The 16,881-nt window shown below is 71.3% G+C and carries 13 protein-coding genes; all 13 read left to right on the forward strand.

The annotated features are described in order from the left end of the window. Positions 1–1,887 (forward strand): acetate--CoA ligase (acs, locus tag BMW67_RS12135; RefSeq protein ID WP_072747826.1); only part of this gene is annotated, 1,887 nt, incomplete at its 5' end. Positions 1,888–2,054: 167 nt separating this feature from the next. Then, positions 2,055–2,309, forward strand: coding sequence for a DUF4212 domain-containing protein (locus tag BMW67_RS12140; RefSeq protein ID WP_072747827.1), 255 nt, complete (start codon positions 2,055–2,057; stop codon positions 2,307–2,309). Positions 2,310–2,319: 10 nt separating this feature from the next. Further along, positions 2,320–4,092, forward strand: coding sequence for a sodium:solute symporter family protein (locus BMW67_RS12145; RefSeq protein ID WP_072747828.1), 1,773 nt, complete (start codon positions 2,320–2,322; stop codon positions 4,090–4,092). A 127-nt stretch (positions 4,093–4,219) separates the two neighbouring features. Then, entirely contained in the window at positions 4,220–6,091 is a 1,872-nt protein-coding gene (locus tag BMW67_RS12150) for a putative nucleotidyltransferase substrate binding domain-containing protein (protein ID WP_072747829.1), read from the forward strand. A gap of 9 nt (positions 6,092–6,100) precedes the next feature. Continuing rightward, entirely contained in the window at positions 6,101–6,619 is a 519-nt protein-coding gene (locus tag BMW67_RS12155) for a hypothetical protein (RefSeq protein ID WP_072747830.1), read from the forward strand. Positions 6,620–6,649: 30 nt separating this feature from the next. Next, positions 6,650–7,417: a response regulator transcription factor gene (locus BMW67_RS16240; RefSeq protein WP_072747831.1), complete on the forward strand. Its 768-nt coding sequence runs from the start codon at positions 6,650–6,652 to the stop codon at positions 7,415–7,417. After that, complete coding sequence (locus BMW67_RS12165; protein WP_083581437.1) at positions 7,410–9,560, forward strand: 3'-5' exonuclease; 2,151 nt, start codon at positions 7,410–7,412, stop codon at positions 9,558–9,560. The genes BMW67_RS16240 and BMW67_RS12165 overlap by 8 nt, the downstream gene beginning before the upstream one ends. 66 nt (positions 9,561–9,626) lie before the next feature. Further along, complete coding sequence (locus BMW67_RS12170; RefSeq protein WP_177174511.1) at positions 9,627–11,627, forward strand: putative bifunctional diguanylate cyclase/phosphodiesterase; 2,001 nt, start codon at positions 9,627–9,629, stop codon at positions 11,625–11,627. A gap of 80 nt (positions 11,628–11,707) precedes the next feature. Next, complete coding sequence (locus BMW67_RS12175) at positions 11,708–12,952, forward strand: branched-chain amino acid ABC transporter substrate-binding protein (protein ID WP_072747833.1); 1,245 nt, start codon at positions 11,708–11,710, stop codon at positions 12,950–12,952. Positions 12,953–13,061: 109 nt separating this feature from the next. Beyond that, complete coding sequence (locus tag BMW67_RS12180; protein ID WP_072747834.1) at positions 13,062–14,018, forward strand: branched-chain amino acid ABC transporter permease; 957 nt, start codon at positions 13,062–13,064, stop codon at positions 14,016–14,018. Further along, a complete protein-coding gene (locus BMW67_RS12185; RefSeq protein ID WP_072747835.1) occupies positions 14,015–15,301 on the forward strand; it encodes a branched-chain amino acid ABC transporter permease in 1,287 nt (428 codons plus the stop codon). Before BMW67_RS12180 ends, BMW67_RS12185 begins: the two co-directional genes overlap by 4 nt. After that, positions 15,298–16,068 carry an ABC transporter ATP-binding protein gene (locus BMW67_RS12190; protein ID WP_072747836.1) on the forward strand — a complete coding sequence of 257 codons (771 nt, stop codon included), beginning with the start codon at positions 15,298–15,300 and terminating at the stop codon, positions 16,066–16,068. Before BMW67_RS12185 ends, BMW67_RS12190 begins: the two co-directional genes overlap by 4 nt. Beyond that, the gene (locus tag BMW67_RS12195; RefSeq protein ID WP_072747837.1) at positions 16,068–16,763 is read left to right on the forward strand and encodes an ABC transporter ATP-binding protein; all 696 of its coding nucleotides are present in this window, start codon (positions 16,068–16,070) and stop codon (positions 16,761–16,763) included. Before BMW67_RS12190 ends, BMW67_RS12195 begins: the two co-directional genes overlap by 1 nt. The last annotated feature ends 118 nt before the right edge of the window (positions 16,764–16,881 follow it).

The raw sequence follows: 16,881 nt of genomic DNA on the forward strand, positions 1-16,881 counted from the left end.
GACGCGGCGGGCTACGAGCGGATGTATGCGCGCTCGATCTCGGATCCCGAGGGTTTCTGGGGCGAGCATGGCCGTCGGCTGGACTGGATCCGGCCGTATGCGAAGGTGAAGAACACGTCCTTCGCGTATCCCGACGTGTCGATCCGCTGGTTCGAGGACGGGACGCTGAACGTGTGCGCGAACTGCGTGGACCGTCACCTGAAGGAGCGGGCGGACCAGACGGCGATCATCTGGGAATCGGACGATCCGGGGGTGAGCGAACACATCACCTACGCCGAGCTTCACCGCCAGGTGTGCCGCTTTGCGAACGTTCTGCGGGCGATGGGGGTGTCGAAGGGCGACCGGGTGGTGCTGTATCTGCCGATGATCCCGGCGGCGGCCTATGCGATGCTGGCCTGCGCGCGGATCGGGGCGATCCACTCGGTGGTGTTCGCGGGCTTCAGCCCCGACGCGCTGGCCGACCGGATCAACGATTGCGGCGCGAAGCTGGTGGTGACGGCGGACGAGGGCCCGCGGGGCGGGCGCGCGACGCCGCTCAAGGCGAATGTGGACAAGGCGCTGGCCAAATGCGGCGGCGACGTGCGCACGCTGGTGGTGCGGCGCACGGGGGCCGAGGTTCCGTTCGATCCGGCGCGCGACGCCTGGTACGAGGACGAGGCGGCGCGGGTTTCGGACGACTGCCCGATCGAGGAGATGAACGCCGAGGACCCGCTGTTCATCCTCTACACCTCGGGCTCGACGGGCAAGCCCAAGGGGGTGCTGCACACGTCGGGCGGCTACCTGGTCTACGCGTCGATGACGCACCAGTACGTGTTCGACTATCACGATGGCGACATCTACTGGTGCACGGCGGATGTGGGCTGGGTGACGGGGCACAGCTACATCGTCTACGGGCCGCTGGCGAACGGGGCGACGACGCTGATGTTCGAGGGCGTGCCGACCTGGCCCGATCCGGGGCGGTTCTGGCAGGTGTGCGAGAAGCACAAGGTGAACATCTTCTACACGGCGCCGACGGCGATCCGGGCGCTGATGGCCAAGGGCCCCGAATGGGTCGAGAAGCACGACCTGTCGAGCCTGCGGATCCTGGGCTCGGTGGGCGAGCCGATCAACCCCGAGGCGTGGGAGTGGTATCACCGCCATGTCGGCAAGGGGCGCTGCCCGATCGTGGACACGTGGTGGCAGACCGAGACGGGCGGGATCATGATCGCGCCGCTGCCCGGGGCGATCCCGGCCAAGCCGGGCTCGGCGACGAAGCCGTTCTTCGGGGTGCGCCCGGTGGTTCTGAACGAGAAGGGCGAGGAGATCGCGCAGACCGAGTGCGAGGGCGTGCTGGCGATCGCCGACAGCTGGCCGGGGCAGATGCGCACGGTCTACGGCGATCACGCGCGCTTCGTGCAGACCTATTTCGAGATGTTCAAGGGCTACTACTTCACCGGCGACGGGTGCCGGCGCGACAAGGACGGGTATTACTGGATCACGGGCCGGGTGGACGACGTGATCAACGTGTCGGGGCACCGTCTGGGCACGGCCGAGATCGAGAGCGCGCTGGTGGCGCATCCCAAGGTGGCCGAGGCGGCGGTGGTGGGCTTCCCGCATGACGTGAAGGGGCAGGGGATCTATTGCTACGTCACGCTGATGGAGGGCGAGGCCTATGACGACGCGCTCAAGGCCGAGCTGCGCAACTGGGTGCGTCAGGAGATCGGCCCGATCGCGACGCCGGACGTGATCCAGTGGGCGCCGGGTCTGCCCAAGACGCGCTCGGGCAAGATCATGCGGCGCATCCTGCGCAAGATCGCCGAGAACGAGACCGGCGCGCTGGGCGACACCTCGACGCTGGCCGATCCGTCGGTGGTCGAGGAGCTGATCCGCAACCGCGCCGCAACCTGACCGCCCGCCGCCCCGCGCGGCGAACCCGCCGGGGCGCGCCGCCCGGGGCCGCGCGCATCCGCGCGCCGGCCCCCCGCAACAGGCCCCGCGCCGCCCGACCGGCGCGCGGGCGAAACGAACCGCATCCCGCGCCGCGTGCGGCGCGCGCATGACAGAGGGAGGAAGTCATGTCCGACGACAACAACGCCTATTGGCGAGCCAACATACGGCTCGTGACCTGGTGCCTGATCATCTGGGCCCTTGTCAGCTTCGGCTTCGGCATCGTGCTGCGGCCCCTGCTTTCGGGGATCCGCGTCGGCGGCGCCGATCTGGGCTTCTGGTTCGCCCAGCAAGGCTCGATCCTGGTGTTTCTTGCGCTGATCTTCTTCTACGCCTGGCGCATGAACGCGCTCGACCGGCAGCACGGCGTGGACGAGGAGTGAGGAGGCGACCATGGACCAATACACCCTGAACCTGCTTGTCGTCGGCGCGACCTTCGCGCTTTACATGGGCATCGCGGTCTGGGCCCGGGCGGGCTCGACCTCGGAATTCTACGCCGCCGGGCGCGGCGTTCACCCGATCACCAACGGCATGGCCACGGCGGCGGACTGGATGTCGGCGGCCTCGTTCATCTCGATGGCCGGCCTGATCGCCTTCGTGGGGTATGACAACTCGACCTTCCTGATGGGCTGGACCGGCGGCTACGTGCTGCTGGCGCTGCTGCTGGCGCCTTACCTGCGCAAGTTCGGCAAGTTCACCGTGCCCGAGTTCATCGGCGACCGCTTCTACAGCCCCACGGCGCGCATGGTCGCGGTGGCGTGCCTGATCATCGCCTCGGTGACCTACGTCATCGGGCAGATGACGGGCGTGGGCGTGGCCTTCTCGCGCTTTCTCGAGGTGGACAAGGACACGGGCCTGTTCATCGGCGCGGGCATCGTCTTCTTCTACGCCGTTCTGGGCGGGATGAAGGGGGTGACCTACACGCAGGTGGCGCAGTATTGCGTGCTGATCCTGGCCTACACGATTCCGGCGGTGTTCATCTCGCTGCAGCTGACGGGCAATGCGCTGCCGCCGCTGGGGCTGTTCGGCACGCATGTGGAATCGGGCATGCCGCTCTTGGCCAAGCTGGACCAGCTGGTGACCGAGCTGGGCTTCAACTCCTACACCGGCCACCACACCAACACCTTCAACATGGTGCTGTTCACGCTGTCGCTGATGATCGGCACGGCGGGGCTGCCGCATGTGATCATCCGCTTCTTCACCGTGCCGCGGGTTGCGGATGCGCGCTGGTCGGCGGGCTGGGCGCTGGTGTTCATCGCCCTGCTTTACCTGACCGCGCCGGCGGTGGGCGCGATGGCGCGTCTGAACCTGATCACCACCGTCTACAAGGGCGGCGATCTGACCCAGCCCATCGACTACGACGCCCGCCCCGAATGGATGCGCAACTGGGAGGTCACCGGCCTGCTCAAGTTCGAGGACCGCAACGGCGACGGCAAGATCCAGTGGTACAACGACAAGAACGCCGATTTCGCCGCCAAGGCCGAGGCGATGGGCTGGAAGGGCTCGGAGCTGAGCGTGAACCGCGACATCCTGGTGCTGGCCAACCCCGAGATCGCGCAGCTGCCCGGCTGGGTCATCGCGCTGGTGGCGGCGGGCGGTCTGGCGGCGGCGCTGTCGACGGCGGCGGGGCTGTTGCTGGCGATCTCGTCGGCGGTCTCGCATGACCTGATCAAGGGCGCGATCAACCCCGACATCTCGGAAAAGGGCGAGCTGCTTTCGGCGCGCGTCGCCATGGCGGTGTCGATCGGCGTGGCGACGTGGCTCGGGCTCAACCCGCCGGGCTTCGCGGCGCAGACCGTGGCGCTGGCCTTCGGCATCGCGGCGGCCTCGCTGTTCCCGGCGCTGATGATGGGGATCTTCTCCAAGCGCGTGAACAACAAGGGCGCGGTGTGGGGCATGCTCTCGGGGCTGGTCTTCACGCTGGTCTACATCTTCGCCTACAAGGGGTGGCTGTTCATCCCCGGCACGGCGATGCTGCCCGACACGCCCGAGGGCTGGATCCTCGGCATCTCGCCGCTCAGCATCGGCGCGGTGGGCGCGATGCTGAACTTCGCGGTGGCGATCCTGGTCTCGAACGCGACCGAGGAGCCGCCGGCCGAGATCCGCGAGCTGGTCGAGAGCGTGCGCGTGCCCCGCGGGGCGGGCGCGGCGACGGCCCACCACTGAGCAAGGCCGCGCGCGGCTCCGTTCCGGGGCCGCGCGACGGCGCCGCCGTTCCCGAAGGCAGGGGCGCGGCGGCGCGCGATCCGGGCCGCGCGAAGCGGTCCGGGCCGCGAGGCAAGGGAGCCGAGCCATGACCGACCGCACGGACGACGCCGCGCCCGAGGCGCGCCCCGACGAGGTCGCGCGCATCCTGGCGCATCTGTCCGCGCGCCATCCCTACGATGCGCTCGACCCCGACGAGCGCGCGCGCCTGGCCGAGCTGTGCGCCCTGCGCCGGGTCGAGGCCGATCAGATCATCTGCCGCCCCGGCGACGCGCTGCCGGGGCTTTTCCTCATCGAGGCGGGGCGGGTCGAGATCACCGACCCCGCAGGCGCGCCGGTTTCGGTGCTGGGGCCGGGCAACGCCTTCGGCGAGCGCGGCCTTCTGCGCGACGGCCGCGCGGCGACGGGCGCGCGCGCGCTGACGCCCGCGACGCTGATCGTGCTGCCCGCGGACGCCTTCGCCCGCCTGCTGCGCGACAGCCCCGCCTTCGCCCGCTTCTACGACCGTGGCGCGCCGCGCCGCGGGGCGCAGGCCGCCGAGGCGGGCGATCTGGCCGCGCTGCGGGTGGCCGAGCTGATGACCCCAGAGCCCGCCTGCGTCGGCCCCGACGACGCCGTGCGCGAGGCGGCGCGGATCATGCGCGCGCGCGGCGTCTCGTGCCTGCTGGTCGAGGATGCGGGCCGGCTGGTCGGCATCCTCACCGCCCGCGACATGACCGCGCGCGTGGTGGCCGAGGGGCTGGGCCCCGAGGCGCCCGTGCGCGCGGCCATGACGCCCGACCCCGTTTCCATGGGCCCCGACGAGCCTGCGCTGGCCGCGCTCCTGCTCATGGCCGAGCGGCGCGTGGGCCATCTGCCCGTGACGCGCCATGGGCGGATCCTGGGGATTCTCACCCAGACCGACCTTGTGCGCTGGCAGGCGGTGAGCGCGCCCTCGATGGTGGCCGAGATCGCCGGGCGCGACGACGTCGACGCCATCGCGCGGGTGGTGGCGCGCACGCCGCGCCTGCTGGCGCAGCTGGTGGGGGCGGGCGCGCGCCACCAGGTCGTCACGCGCCTGGTCACCGACGTCGCCGACGCGGCCGCGCGCCAGCTGCTGCTGCTGGCGGAAAAGCGGCTGGGCCCGCCGCCGGTTCCGTATCTGTGGCTGGCCTGCGGCTCGCAGGGCCGGCGCGAGCAGACGGGCGTGTCCGATCAGGACAACTGCCTGATCCTTCACGACGACGCGCGCCCCGAGCACGATGCGTATTTCTCGCGCCTGGCGCGTTTCGTCTGCGACGGGCTGGCCGCCTGCGGCTACGTCCTGTGCCCGGGCGAGATGATGGCCGTCAACCCGCGCTGGCGTCAGCCCCTGGCGACGTGGCGGCGCTATTTCGACGGCTGGATCGCGCGCCCCGACCCCGAGGCGCAGATGCTGGCCTCGGTCATGTTCGACCTGCGCCCCATCGGCGGCGATTTCTCGTTGTTCGAGGGGCTGCACGCGCGCACGCTCAAGGCCGCGCGCGCGAACTCGATCTTCATCGCGCACATGGTCTCGAACGCGCTCAAGCACTCGGTCCCTCTGGGCATGTTCCGCGGCCTGGCGCTGATCCGCTCGGGCGAGCATCGCAACCGCATCGACCTGAAGCTGAACGGCGTCGTTCCGGTGGTCGATCTGGGCCGCATCTACGCCCTGCGCGCCGAGATCGAGGCGGTCAACACGCGCGAGCGGCTGGAAGAGGCGCGCGCGCGCGGCGCGGTCTCGGCCGCGGGCGGGGCGGACCTGCTCGACGCCTACGACCTGATCGCCGAGACCCGCCTGCGCCATCAGGCCGAGCAGGTGCGCGCGGGCGAGAAGCCCGACAACTTTCTCGACCCCTCGCGCCTGTCCGAGCTGGAACGCAGCCATCTGCGCGACGCCTTCGTGGTCGTGCGCACCATGCAGTCCGCGCTCGGGCAGGGCGCGGCGACGCTGAGCTGAGGAGCCGCCATGCTGATCGAATTCATCGCCATCGTGACCGCGGGGCTGGGCGCGGCGGGCGTGGTCATGGCGCTGCGCCGCGCGCTGGGCCTGCCGGGCTGGGCGACGCCGGCGGCGGCGGGGCTGGCGATGATCGGCGCGCAGATCTGGTGGGACTACGACTGGCGCGCGCGCGCGCTGGCCGCGCTGCCGCCCGGCGCCGTGGTGCTGAGCGAGGTGCGCGAGGGGCGCTGGTGGAAGCCCTGGACGCTGCTCGCTCCGCCCGTGGCGCGGATCGTCGCCGTGGACGCGGCGGGGGCGCGCACGCGCCCCGACGCGCCGGGCCTCAAGCTGGCGCAGGGCTATCTGATGGGGCGGGCCATGCCGACCGTGGCGCTGCCCTTGATCGTCGATTGCCCCGGCGCGCGCCGCGCCGATCTGGCCGACACGCCGTTCGGCCCGGACGGGATGCCGCTCGATCCGCCCTGGCGGCCGGCGGATCCGTCCGATCCGCTCATGCGCGCGCTGTGCGCGCCCGCCGGCGGCTGAGCCTGCCGGCCGCGACGCAGGAGGAACGCCATGTCCGCCCATGTTCTGATCGTCGAGGACGAGGACAGCATCGCGCTCGCGCTGGAATTCCTTCTGAGCGAGGCGGGTTTCGAGGTGACCCGCGCCGCGACCGGCCCCGCGGCGCTCGAGGCCGCCGCCGCCCGCCGCCCCGACCTGGTGCTGCTCGACGTCATGCTGCCCGGGCGCACGGGCTACGACGTGTGCCAGGCCCTGCGCGCCGATCCGGCCATGGCGGGGGTGAAGATCGTGATCCTGACCGCCAAGGGCGGCGCGCATGAGGCCGAGAAAAGCCGCGAGCTGGGCGCCGACGACTTCTTCGAAAAGCCGTTCTCGACCCGTGAGCTGATGGAGCGGGTGCGCGCGCTGACGGGCCGCGGGGGCGGTGCGCCCGACGCGGGGCCGGGCGCGCATCCCGCCCCAGGCCCGAGCCTCGGCATGGACGCCGACGAGGGCCCCGGCGCCGCGGGCCCGGACGACCCCGACCCCGCCCCGAACCCAGACCCGAACCCGGACCCGAACCCGGACCCGAACCCGGCCCAGCGCCCCGGCGCGGGCCCGGGCGGGGATCACGGCGCGCTCAAGCCCGGCGCGAACGGCGCCGCCAAACCCGGCGCCCCAGTCCCCGGCGCCCCAGACCCCGGCGCCGCGAGTCCCGACCTCGCCAGCCCCGCCCCGGGCCCCGCCGCAAAGGCGCCCGAGGGAGCCGCCCGGGATCGCGCCCCGGACGGCCCGCGCGAAGGCGCGCGCGCGCCGCGGCCGAGCGCCGGCGATGGCTGAGCGCCCGCGCCTGCCCGACCCGCGGCGCTGGAGCCTCAGGCTGCGGGTGTTCCTGTTCTTCGCCCTTCTGGCCGCGGCGGCGGCCGGGGCGCTGGCGGCGGGGGGCGCTCTGGCCTGGCGGCGCCTGCCCGAGGCGGCGCGCGACGCGGCGGCGCTCTCGGCCCTGGCGGCGGGCGGCGTGGCGGCGCTGTCGCTGATGTGGGCGGCGCTCGCCTGGACCTGGCTGCGCTTTGACGAGCATGTGGCCCGCCCGCTGCAAGAGCTCGCCTCGGCGCTGCGCCGCCGCGCGCATGCCCCCGTCGCGACCCCCGTCGACCCCGAAGCGGCGCGCTGGCTGGGCGAGCTGGCCCCCGCCGCGGCCGAGCTGACCGAGGCGCTGGGCAGGCTGCGCGGCGACGTGTCCGAAGAGGTGGCGCGCCGCACGCGCGAGCTGGATGCGCGCCGCGAGCAGCTCGAGCTGGTGCTGGCGAACCTGCCCGAGGCGGTGCTCATCTGCACGCTCGACCATCGGGTGATGCTCTACAACCGGCGCGCGCTGGCGCTCTTGCCCGATGTCGAGGAGGTCGGCCTCGGCCGCAGCCTGGCGCGGATGGTGCGCATCGAACCCATCGAGCACGCGCTGGCCGCCCTGCGCGCCCGCCCCGAGGCCGACGGCGCCCCGGTGCTGTGCGAGACGGCGCGCGGCGGCGCGCTGTTGCAGGGGCGGGCGGCGCTGGCGCGGGGGCCCGACGGGGCGCCGCGCGGCTACATCCTGACCTTGCGCGACGTCACCGCCCAGATGGCCGCCGAGCTTGCGCGCGAACGCCTTCTGGGCGAGGCCCTCGAGGGGGTGCGCCGGGCGGCGGCGAATGTCGAGGCGCTGTCCGAGGCCGTCGCCGGCGCGCGCGACGAGGGGGCGCGCGCGCGTCTGACGGCCGAGCTGCGCGCCCAGGCCGCGACGCTGGCCGAACGTCTGCGCGCCCTCAGCCGCGAAAGCCGCGAGGCGATGAGCGCGCATTGGCCCGTGGCGCCCGTCGCCGTCGCGGACCTGTTCGAGGCGCTGCGCCGGCGCATCCAGGACCGTCCCGCGCCCGAGCGCCCCGAGATCGAGATCGCCGCCGCCGAGGGCGTGGTCAGCTGCGATGCGCTGGCCATCGTGCGCGTGCTCGAGCTGGCGCTGCGCCGGCTGGCGCTGCGCGGCGTGGGGCGGGTGCGGCTGGGCGCCCGGCCGGGGCGCGCATGGCTGCGGCTCGAGGTCCGCTGGAGCGGCCCGCCGCTGACCGATTCTGACCTGGCCGAGCTCCTGGCCGAGCCGATCGACCTGGGCGCCGGGGCGCTGACGGGGGCCGAGGCGCTCGATCGGCTGCGCACGCAGATGTGGCCCGCGCGCGAGGGCGGCGAATGGGCGCTGCGCCTGCCCCTGCCCGTGGCGGCGCCGACCGGGACCGCGCGCGACGCGCTCGACCGGCCCGAGTTCTACGACTTCGACCTCATGGCCCGCGCCGCCCCCGCGCCGCAGGACGACACGCCCCTGCGCCGGCTCGACTGCGTCGTGTTCGACACCGAGACCACGGGCCTGAACCCGGCGCGGGACGAGATCGTGCAGATCGCGGGGGTGCGCATCGTCAACGGGCGGCTCCTGCGCGGCGAGACGTTCGAGCGCCTGGCGCGCCCCTCGCGCCCCATCCCGGCGGCCGCGACGCGCATCCACGGCATCGACGACGCGATGGTGGCCGACGCCCCGCCCGTCGAGGAGGTGGCGCTGCGCTTTCACGACTGGGTCGAGGACGCGGCGCTGGTCGCGCACAACGCGCCCTTCGACATCGCCTTCCTGCGCGCGGTCGAGCCGCGCATCGGCCGGCGCTTCGACAATCCGGCCATCGACACGGTGCTGATCTCGACCATTCTCGACCCGCACAGCGCCCTGCACACGCTCGACGCCCTGGCCGAGCGTTTCGACGTGCGGATCCCGCCCGAAAGGCGCCACACTGCGCTCGGCGACGCCATGGCCACGGCCGAGATCTATCTGCGCGCGATCCCGCTGCTGGAGAAGGCGGGCGTGCGCACGCTGGGCGACTTGCGCGCCGCCTCGCAGCGCATCGCCGACATCCGCCGCGCCCAGGCGGCCTATGCGCCGAAGAACGCAGAAAGAACCAACCCTTAACTCCCCTTCGCGACACTGCCCGCCGGGCGAGTGCCGTCACGGGGTGATTCGATGTTGGCGAAAAGGATGCGCAAGGCATGGCTGCGGTTGCTGATCGCGGCGCTGCGCGGGCCCACCGTCCAGGACGTGCGCAGCGTGCTCGACGCCTCGCCCTTCGGCGCGGCGGCGGCGGGCTTCATGGCGCTGACCTTCGCCCTGGCCTCGATCGGCAAGGCGCCCGGACCCGAACTCGCCGCCTGGACCGTCGCCGTCTGCGTTCTCTGCGCCTGGCTCTGGGCCCATTCCCGGCGCGAGCGCCGCTTGTGGGCGAACGCGCCGGCGAACCGGCGCATCAGCCGGCGCGGGGTGCGCAAGCTGGCGGCGATGGCGGTGCTCTTCGCCGCCCCCTGGACCATGCTCGTGACGCTGGCGGTGGGGCGCGGCCTTCCCCGGCCGGTCGAGACGCTGGCCCTGGTCCTGGCCGCGGGCGCGGCGGCGGGCGGCGGCTTGATGCTGCACCGGATCCCCATCAGCGTGCTGTGCTATACGGGGCTCGTTCTGGGCGCCATCGCCGCCGCCTCGCTGGGGCGCGAGCCCGCGGTGCTCTGGCCGCTCGCCCTGCTGGCGCCGCCGTTCTGGGCCTATCTCATCCAGACCTCGCGCTACATGGCCCGGACCGCGCGCGCGATGGAGAGGTCGGTCGCGGCCATGCGCCGAAGCCTGGCCGAGCTGGGCCGCGCGCATGAGCGCATCCGCCGTCTGGCCTTCGACGACCAGGTGACGGGCCTGCCCAACCGCACCGCCTTCGAGATGCGCCTGCGCGCGGCGCTGCGCCGCGCCGACGGGCCCGCCAGCCTTCTGCTGGTCAATCTGGACCGCTTTCGTCTGGTCAACGAGCTTCACGGGCATCGCGCCGGCGACGCGGCGCTTCGCGAGGCGGCCGCGCGAATCGCGCATGCCTGCGAGGACGGCGCGCTGGTCGCGCGTCTGGGGGGCGACGAGTTCGCCGTTCTGTTGCGCACGGGCGACGCCGCGGCGGCGTCGCGCCTGGCGGGGCGCCTTGCGCAGGACCTGGCCAGGCCGCTGCGCATCGGTCCCGATGCGGTGGCCCATCTGGCCGCAAGCGTGGGAATCGCGCGCTTTCCCGCCGATGCCGCCGATGCCGAGGAGCTGATGGCCAGCGCCGAGATGGCGCTGCACGAGGCGAAGAGCACGGCGCGCGGCCGGGCCTGCATCTACGCCCATGCGCTGCGCGAACGCGCGGCCCGCGACGAACGCATGGAGCGCGCTCTGCGCCGCGCCCTGGCCGAGGGCGGCCTGCGCATGGTCTACCAGCCCAAATGCGACCTGCGCACGGGGCGGCTCGTGGGCGCCGAGGCGCTTTTGCGCTGGACGGATCCCGAGCTTGGCCCCGTCGGGCCCGACGTTCTTCTGTCGGTCGCGTCGCGCCGGGGCCTGCTCGAGCGCGTTTCCGATTTCGTGTTCGACCGGGTCGCGCGCGATCTGCGCGCGTGGCGCGCCCAGGGGATCGCGACCGGGCCGATCGCCGTGAACCTTCACCCCGACGATCTCGCCGCGCCCGAGGCGCTCGTCGGCCGGCTCGAGCGTCTGGCCTCGAGCGGGATCGCGCCGCGCGATCTGGTTCTGGAAATCACCGAAGGCTGCGCCCTGGGGGCGGGGGCCGACCTGGCGGCGATGACGCTGGACGCGCTGGTCGAGATGGGCTTCGAGCTGGCGCTGGACGATTTCGGCACGGGGCATGCGGCGCTCAGTCACCTCAAGCGCCTTCCGGTGTCCGAGATCAAGATCGACCGCGGCTTCGTCCAGGGCGTCACCGAACCCGGGGCGGATCGCGCCATCGTCGCCGCCTCGCTCGAGATCGCGCGCGAAATGGGGCTGCGCTGCGTCGCCGAAGGGGTCGAGACGCCGGCGCAGGCCGCCGCGCTGCTGCGCATGGGCGCGCGGGTGGGGCAGGGCTATCTGTGGTCGCCCCCGCTCGAGGCCGGCGACTTCGCGGCCTTCGCCGGCGCGGCCGCGGCGAACGGAACCGGCGCCGCGGGGGGCGGTTCGGCGCCCGAGGAAGCTTGACATCCCGAAAAATAGTGGAACGATGTTCCGCACAATCAAGAGCGGTTCAAGCCGCCTTAACCATCGGGAGGAATTCGCTCATGCGCAGCTTCATGCGTCAAGCCGCCTTCGCGGCTTTCGCCGGCCTTGCCGCCGGCGCGGCGACGGCGGCCGACAATGTCCGCATCGCCTTCATCGATCCGCTGTCGGGCCCCTTCGCCTCGACCGGAACCAACGGCCTGCACCAGTTCGAGTTCGCAGCCGAAAAGCTCGTCAACGAGAAGGGCGGCGTCCTTGGCGGGCGCAAGTTCGAGATCGTGCCCTTCGACAACAAGATCAGCCCCAAGGAATCGCTGATCCAGCTGCAGGTGGCGATCGACCAGGGCATCCGCTACATCGCGCAGGGCAACTCGTCCGGCGTGGCCAACGCGCTCACCGAGGCGATCGAGAAGCACAACAAGCGCAACCCCGACAAGCGGGTGCTGTTCCTCAACTACTCGGCGGTCGATCCGGCGCTGACGAACGACAAGTGCAACTTCTGGCACTTCCGCTTCGACGCCAACGCCGACATCAAGATGGACGCGCTGACCGACGTCATCAAGCAGAGCGACGCCATCAAGAAGGTCTATGTGATCGGTCAGGACTACAGCTTCGGCAAGGCCGTGGCCGCCGCCGCCCAGCGCTTCCTGGCCGAAAAGCGCCCCGACATCGAGATCGTGGGCAACGAGCTGCACCCGATCGGCAAGGTGAAGGACTTCACGCCCTATGCGCGCAAGATCATCGCCTCGGGCGCAGACGCGGTGATCACCGGCAACTGGGGCGCGGACATGCTGGGCCTTGGCAAGGCGATCATCGAGGCCGGCTTCAAGGGGCCGATCTACACCTATTACGCCGCGGCCGACGGCATCACCGCCGCCTTCGGCGAAAGCGGCAAGGGCATCCTGCGGCTTGTGTCCGAAGGCCAGCTGAACCCGCCGCCGAGCGATCGGGTCGTGGAATACGCCCGCGCCTTCAAGGAGAAGTATCCCGACGGCAACCTCTCGCAGACCCGCATCGCCAACGTGATCGAGATGCTGGCCAGGGCGATCGAGCAGGCCGGCTCGGCCGAGGACGTGGTCGCCGTGGGCAAGGCGCTCGAGGGCATGGAGCATGACAGCCTGTGGGGCGGCAAGCTGTTCATGCGCCCGCAGGATCATCAGCTGATCCAGGACGTGCACATCCTTGTCCACACCAACGAGGGCGTGACCTTCGACTTCGACAATTCCGGCTACGGCCTGGTCGTCGAAAGCACGGTGAAGATGGCGTCGATGGACGCGCCGACCACCTGCAAGATGAAGCGTCCGTGACGCTTGCGCCGCCGGTCCGCGTCGTCGGGCCGGCGGATCGCGCCGGGCGCCGCGCGCGCCGGGCGCGGCGCGCGCGCCCTCCTTCAAACGACGCCGGGAAAGCCGACCGATGGATCTGATCCTCGTCACGATGATCGACGGGCTCGTCACGGGCCTGCTGCTGTTCATGCTCTCGAGCGGGTTGACGCTCATCTTCTCGATGATGGGCGTTCTGAACTTCGCTCACGCCAGCTTCTACATGCTGGGCGCCTATTTCGCCTATCAGATCAGCCGCTACATCGGCTTCTGGCCGGCGCTGTTCATCGCTCCGGTCCTGGTCGGGCTGGTGGGCGCGGCGGTCGAGCGCTACGGCCTGCGGCGGGTGCACAAATACGGCCATGTGGCCGAGCTGATCTTCACCTTCGGCCTGGCGCTGCTGATCGAGGAGGTCGTGCAGTTCGTCTGGGGCAAGGGGCATGTGGAATACAACGCGCCCGAATCGCTGCAGTTCGCCCTGTTCTCGATCGCCGACTACGAGATCGCGGCCTACAAGATCTTCATGATCGCGGTGGCGGCGGCGATCTTCATCGCGCTCTTGCTGATCCTGACGCGCACGCGGGTGGGCATGGTGATCCAGGCGGCGCTGACGCATCCCGACACGGTCGAGGCGCTGGGCCACAACGTGCCGCTGGTGTTCATGGGCGTGTTCGGCGTCGGCTCGGCGCTGGCGGGCGTGGCCGGGGTGATCGCGGGGCCGGTGCTGGGCACCTTCCCCGGCATGGCGGTCGTGCTGGGCTCGATCGTGTTCGTGACCATCGTCGTCGGCGGGCTGGGCAGCCTGTGGGGCGCGCTGGTCGCGTCGCTTCTGATCGGGTGGATGACCACCTTCGCCGCCTCCTACAACATCGGCATGGCCGACCTGCTCGGCGCGCTCGGGATCGAGCCGCCCGCCGATCTTTCGGAAAGCCTTCTGCGAGACATCTGGACCCTGTCGCTGCCGCAGGTCGGGCCGATCCTGCCCTATCTGCTGATGGTGCTGGTCCTGGTTTTCCGCCCCTACGGCCTGTTCGGGAATCGTGACGCATGACCAGCTTGAGCAACACCGACCGTTCCGTCGCCGGCCGCGGGGCGCTGGGCGCCGCGGGCCCGTGGATCCTGGCCGCGCTGCTTCTGGGCGTGTTGCCGATGCTTTTTGGCTCGCCCTCCTCGGTCACCATCATGAACCAGATGGCGATCACGATCGTCTTCGCGCTCAGCTACAACATGCTGCTGGGGCAGGCGGGGATGCTGAGCTTCGGCCATGCGGTCTACATGGGCCTTGGCGGCTTCTTCGCCATGCATGTGCTCAACTGGATCGAGGAATACGAGCTGACGCTGCCGCTGCCCTTCCTGCCGCTCATCGCGGGGCTGTTCGCGATGCTGATGGCGGCGCTGATCGGGCTGTTCTCGACGCGCCGGGCGGGCACGGTCTTCGCCATGATCTCGCTGGGCGTGGGCGAGCTGGTGGCGGCGTGCTCGGTCATCATCGTCGCCTTCTTCGGAGGCGAGGAGGGCGTGAGCGGCGACCGCACCGTGGCGCCCTTTCTGGGCATGGAGTTCCTGCACCCCGAGGACGTCTACTACCTGATCGCCTTCTGGCTGCTGCTTTCGGCGCTGGGGATGTATCTGTTCTCGCTCACCCCGCTGGGGCGCATGGCGAACGCGGTGCGCGACAATCCCGAGCGGGCCGAGTTCCTGGGCTATTCGGCGCGCTGGGTGCGCTACGGCAGCTTCGTGGCCTCGGGCTTCTTCGCCGGCGTGGCGGGCGGGTTGTTCGCGATCAACTACGAGATCCTGACCGAAGAGAACCTGAACCTGGCCACCTCGGGCATGATCCTGCTGGTCACCTTCCTGGGCGGCACGGGGTATTTCGTCGGGCCGGTGGTCGGCGCGGTCGTGTTCACGCTGCTGCAATCGGTGCTGAGCCTTCAGACCGAGATCTGGCAGCTTTACGTCGGCATCCTGTTCGTGGCGACGGTGATGTTCTTCCCGCAGGGGCTTGCGGGGCTGATCGCCATGCACGGGCCGGCCATGCGCGCGGGGCGGCTGGGCAGCCTGGCGGGGCCCTATGCGCGCGTGCTGATCCCCGGCGCGATCGGCGCGGCGGGCGTCGCGGCGCTGTTCGAGATGTTCCACCATCTGCGCACCGCAGCCCCGGGCGACGAGGCGATGACCTTGTTCTGGATCACCTTCGACACCCACTCGGCCGCGCCATGGATCGCGGCGGCCGCCGCGGCGGCCGGGGGGCTGTTCCTTGCCGCCCGGGGCGCGCCGGCCATGCGCGCGGCCTGGGACGAGGCGAACCGCATTGCCCAAGGAGGCGCGAAATGAGCGTTCCCGCACTCGAGATCAGCGGCCTGACCAAGAATTTCGGCGCCGCAAAGATCATCCGCGGCATCGATCTGACGGTCGCGCGCGGCGAGCGGCACGCGATCATCGGGCCGAACGGCGCGGGCAAGTCCACGCTGTTCAACCTGATCACCGGCCGCTTCGCGCCCAGCTCGGGCTCGATCCGGCTGCACGGCGAAGAGATCGGCGGCCTCGCGCCCTACGAGATCAACCGCCGCGGGCTGAGCCGCTCGTTCCAGATCACGAACATCTTCCCGCGCATGACGGTGTTCGAGAACCTGCGCTGCGCGCTGCTCTGGGCGCAGGGCTATCGCTACTCGTTCTGGCACATGGTCGGGCGGCAACGCGCGCTCAACGAGGGCGCCGAGCGCATCATGGAAGAGATCAACCTGGCCGCCCGGCGCGACGTGCCGGCGGGGCTTCTGTCCTATGCCGAGCAGCGCGCGCTCGAGATCGGGGTGACGATCGGCGGCGGCGCCGACGTCATCATGCTGGACGAGCCGACCGCCGGCATGAGCCATTCCGAGACCGACTACATCGTCGATCTGATCCGCAAGGTGACCGAGGGGCGCTCGCTGGTGATGGTCGAGCATGACATGGGCGTGGTGTTCGGCCTGGCCGACCGCATCTCGGTGCTGGTCTACGGGCAGATCATCGCCACCGGCCGCCCCGAGGAGGTGCGCGGCAATCCCGAGGTGCAGCGGGCCTATCTGGGCGCCGTGCTCGAGAAAGAGGAGGCGGCGGGCTGATGCTGCAGATCCGCGATCTTCACGCCTATTACGGCAAGAGCCACGTCCTTCACGGCGTGAACATGGACATCGCCAGGGGCGAGATCGTCGCCCTTCTGGGGCGCAACGGGGTCGGGCGCTCGACCACCTGCAAGGCGGTGATGGGGCAGGTCGCCCTCGAGGGGTCGATCCGCTTCAAGGATCAGGAGCTGGCGGGGCGGCGCTCGTTCGAGATCGCGCGCATGGGCGTGGGCTATGTCCCCGAGAACCGCGACATCTTCGCCGGGCTGACCACGCGGCAGAACCTGAATCTTGGCGTCAAGCCGGGGCAGAAGGGCGGCCGCTGGACCATGGAGGACATGTTCGAGCTGTTCCCCAACCTGCGCAACCGCGCCGACGTGGACGCGGCGGTTCTGTCGGGCGGCGAGCAGCAGATGCTGACCATGTGCCGCACGCTGATGGGCGATCCCGAGGTCATCATGATCGACGAGCCGACCGAGGGTCTGTCGCCGCAGATGACGCAGCGCGTGGCCGATCTCTTGAACGAGATCTCGCGCCGCGGCGTCTCGATCCTGCTGGTCGAGCAGAAGCTGGCCATCGCGCTCGACATCGCCGACCGGGTCTATGTGATGGGGCATGGTCAGGTGGTGTTCGAGGGCACGCCGGACGATCTGCGCGCGCGCGCCGACGTGCGCAAGGAGTGGCTCGAGGTCTGACGCCCGCGGCCCGACGCGGCCCGCGCGAGGCGTGCCGGTTGCCCGCGCGGGCCGAGCGGCGCCTGACGGTTTCCGGCTTGGGCCGAGCGGCGCCTGACGGTTCCCCACCCTCCGACCG

Origin of the sequence: Oceanicella actignis (assembly GCF_900111545.1) — a bacterium.
Lineage (GTDB): Bacteria > Pseudomonadota > Alphaproteobacteria > Rhodobacterales > Rhodobacteraceae > Oceanicella > Oceanicella actignis.

What these genes read in the sequence shown, in the direction of transcription:
- BMW67_RS16240 (WP_072747831.1), top strand. Translation starts at nt 6,650, where the DNA reads ATGTCCGCCCATGTTCTGATCGTCGAGGACGAGGACAGCATCGCGCTC.
- BMW67_RS12175 (WP_072747833.1), top strand. Translation starts at nt 11,708, where the DNA reads ATGCGCAGCTTCATGCGTCAAGCCGCCTTCGCGGCTTTCGCCGGCCTT.
- BMW67_RS12190 (WP_072747836.1), top strand. Translation starts at nt 15,298, where the DNA reads ATGAGCGTTCCCGCACTCGAGATCAGCGGCCTGACCAAGAATTTCGGC.
- BMW67_RS12195 (WP_072747837.1), top strand. Translation starts at nt 16,068, where the DNA reads ATGCTGCAGATCCGCGATCTTCACGCCTATTACGGCAAGAGCCACGTC.
- BMW67_RS12180 (WP_072747834.1), top strand. Translation starts at nt 13,062, where the DNA reads ATGGATCTGATCCTCGTCACGATGATCGACGGGCTCGTCACGGGCCTG.
- BMW67_RS12145 (WP_072747828.1), top strand. Translation starts at nt 2,320, where the DNA reads ATGGACCAATACACCCTGAACCTGCTTGTCGTCGGCGCGACCTTCGCG.
- BMW67_RS12165 (WP_083581437.1), top strand. Translation starts at nt 7,410, where the DNA reads ATGGCTGAGCGCCCGCGCCTGCCCGACCCGCGGCGCTGGAGCCTCAGG.
- BMW67_RS12170 (WP_177174511.1), top strand. Translation starts at nt 9,627, where the DNA reads ATGCGCAAGGCATGGCTGCGGTTGCTGATCGCGGCGCTGCGCGGGCCC.
- BMW67_RS12140 (WP_072747827.1), top strand. Translation starts at nt 2,055, where the DNA reads ATGTCCGACGACAACAACGCCTATTGGCGAGCCAACATACGGCTCGTG.
- BMW67_RS12185 (WP_072747835.1), top strand. Translation starts at nt 14,015, where the DNA reads ATGACCAGCTTGAGCAACACCGACCGTTCCGTCGCCGGCCGCGGGGCG.
- BMW67_RS12150 (WP_072747829.1), top strand. Translation starts at nt 4,220, where the DNA reads ATGACCGACCGCACGGACGACGCCGCGCCCGAGGCGCGCCCCGACGAG.
- BMW67_RS12155 (WP_072747830.1), top strand. Translation starts at nt 6,101, where the DNA reads ATGCTGATCGAATTCATCGCCATCGTGACCGCGGGGCTGGGCGCGGCG.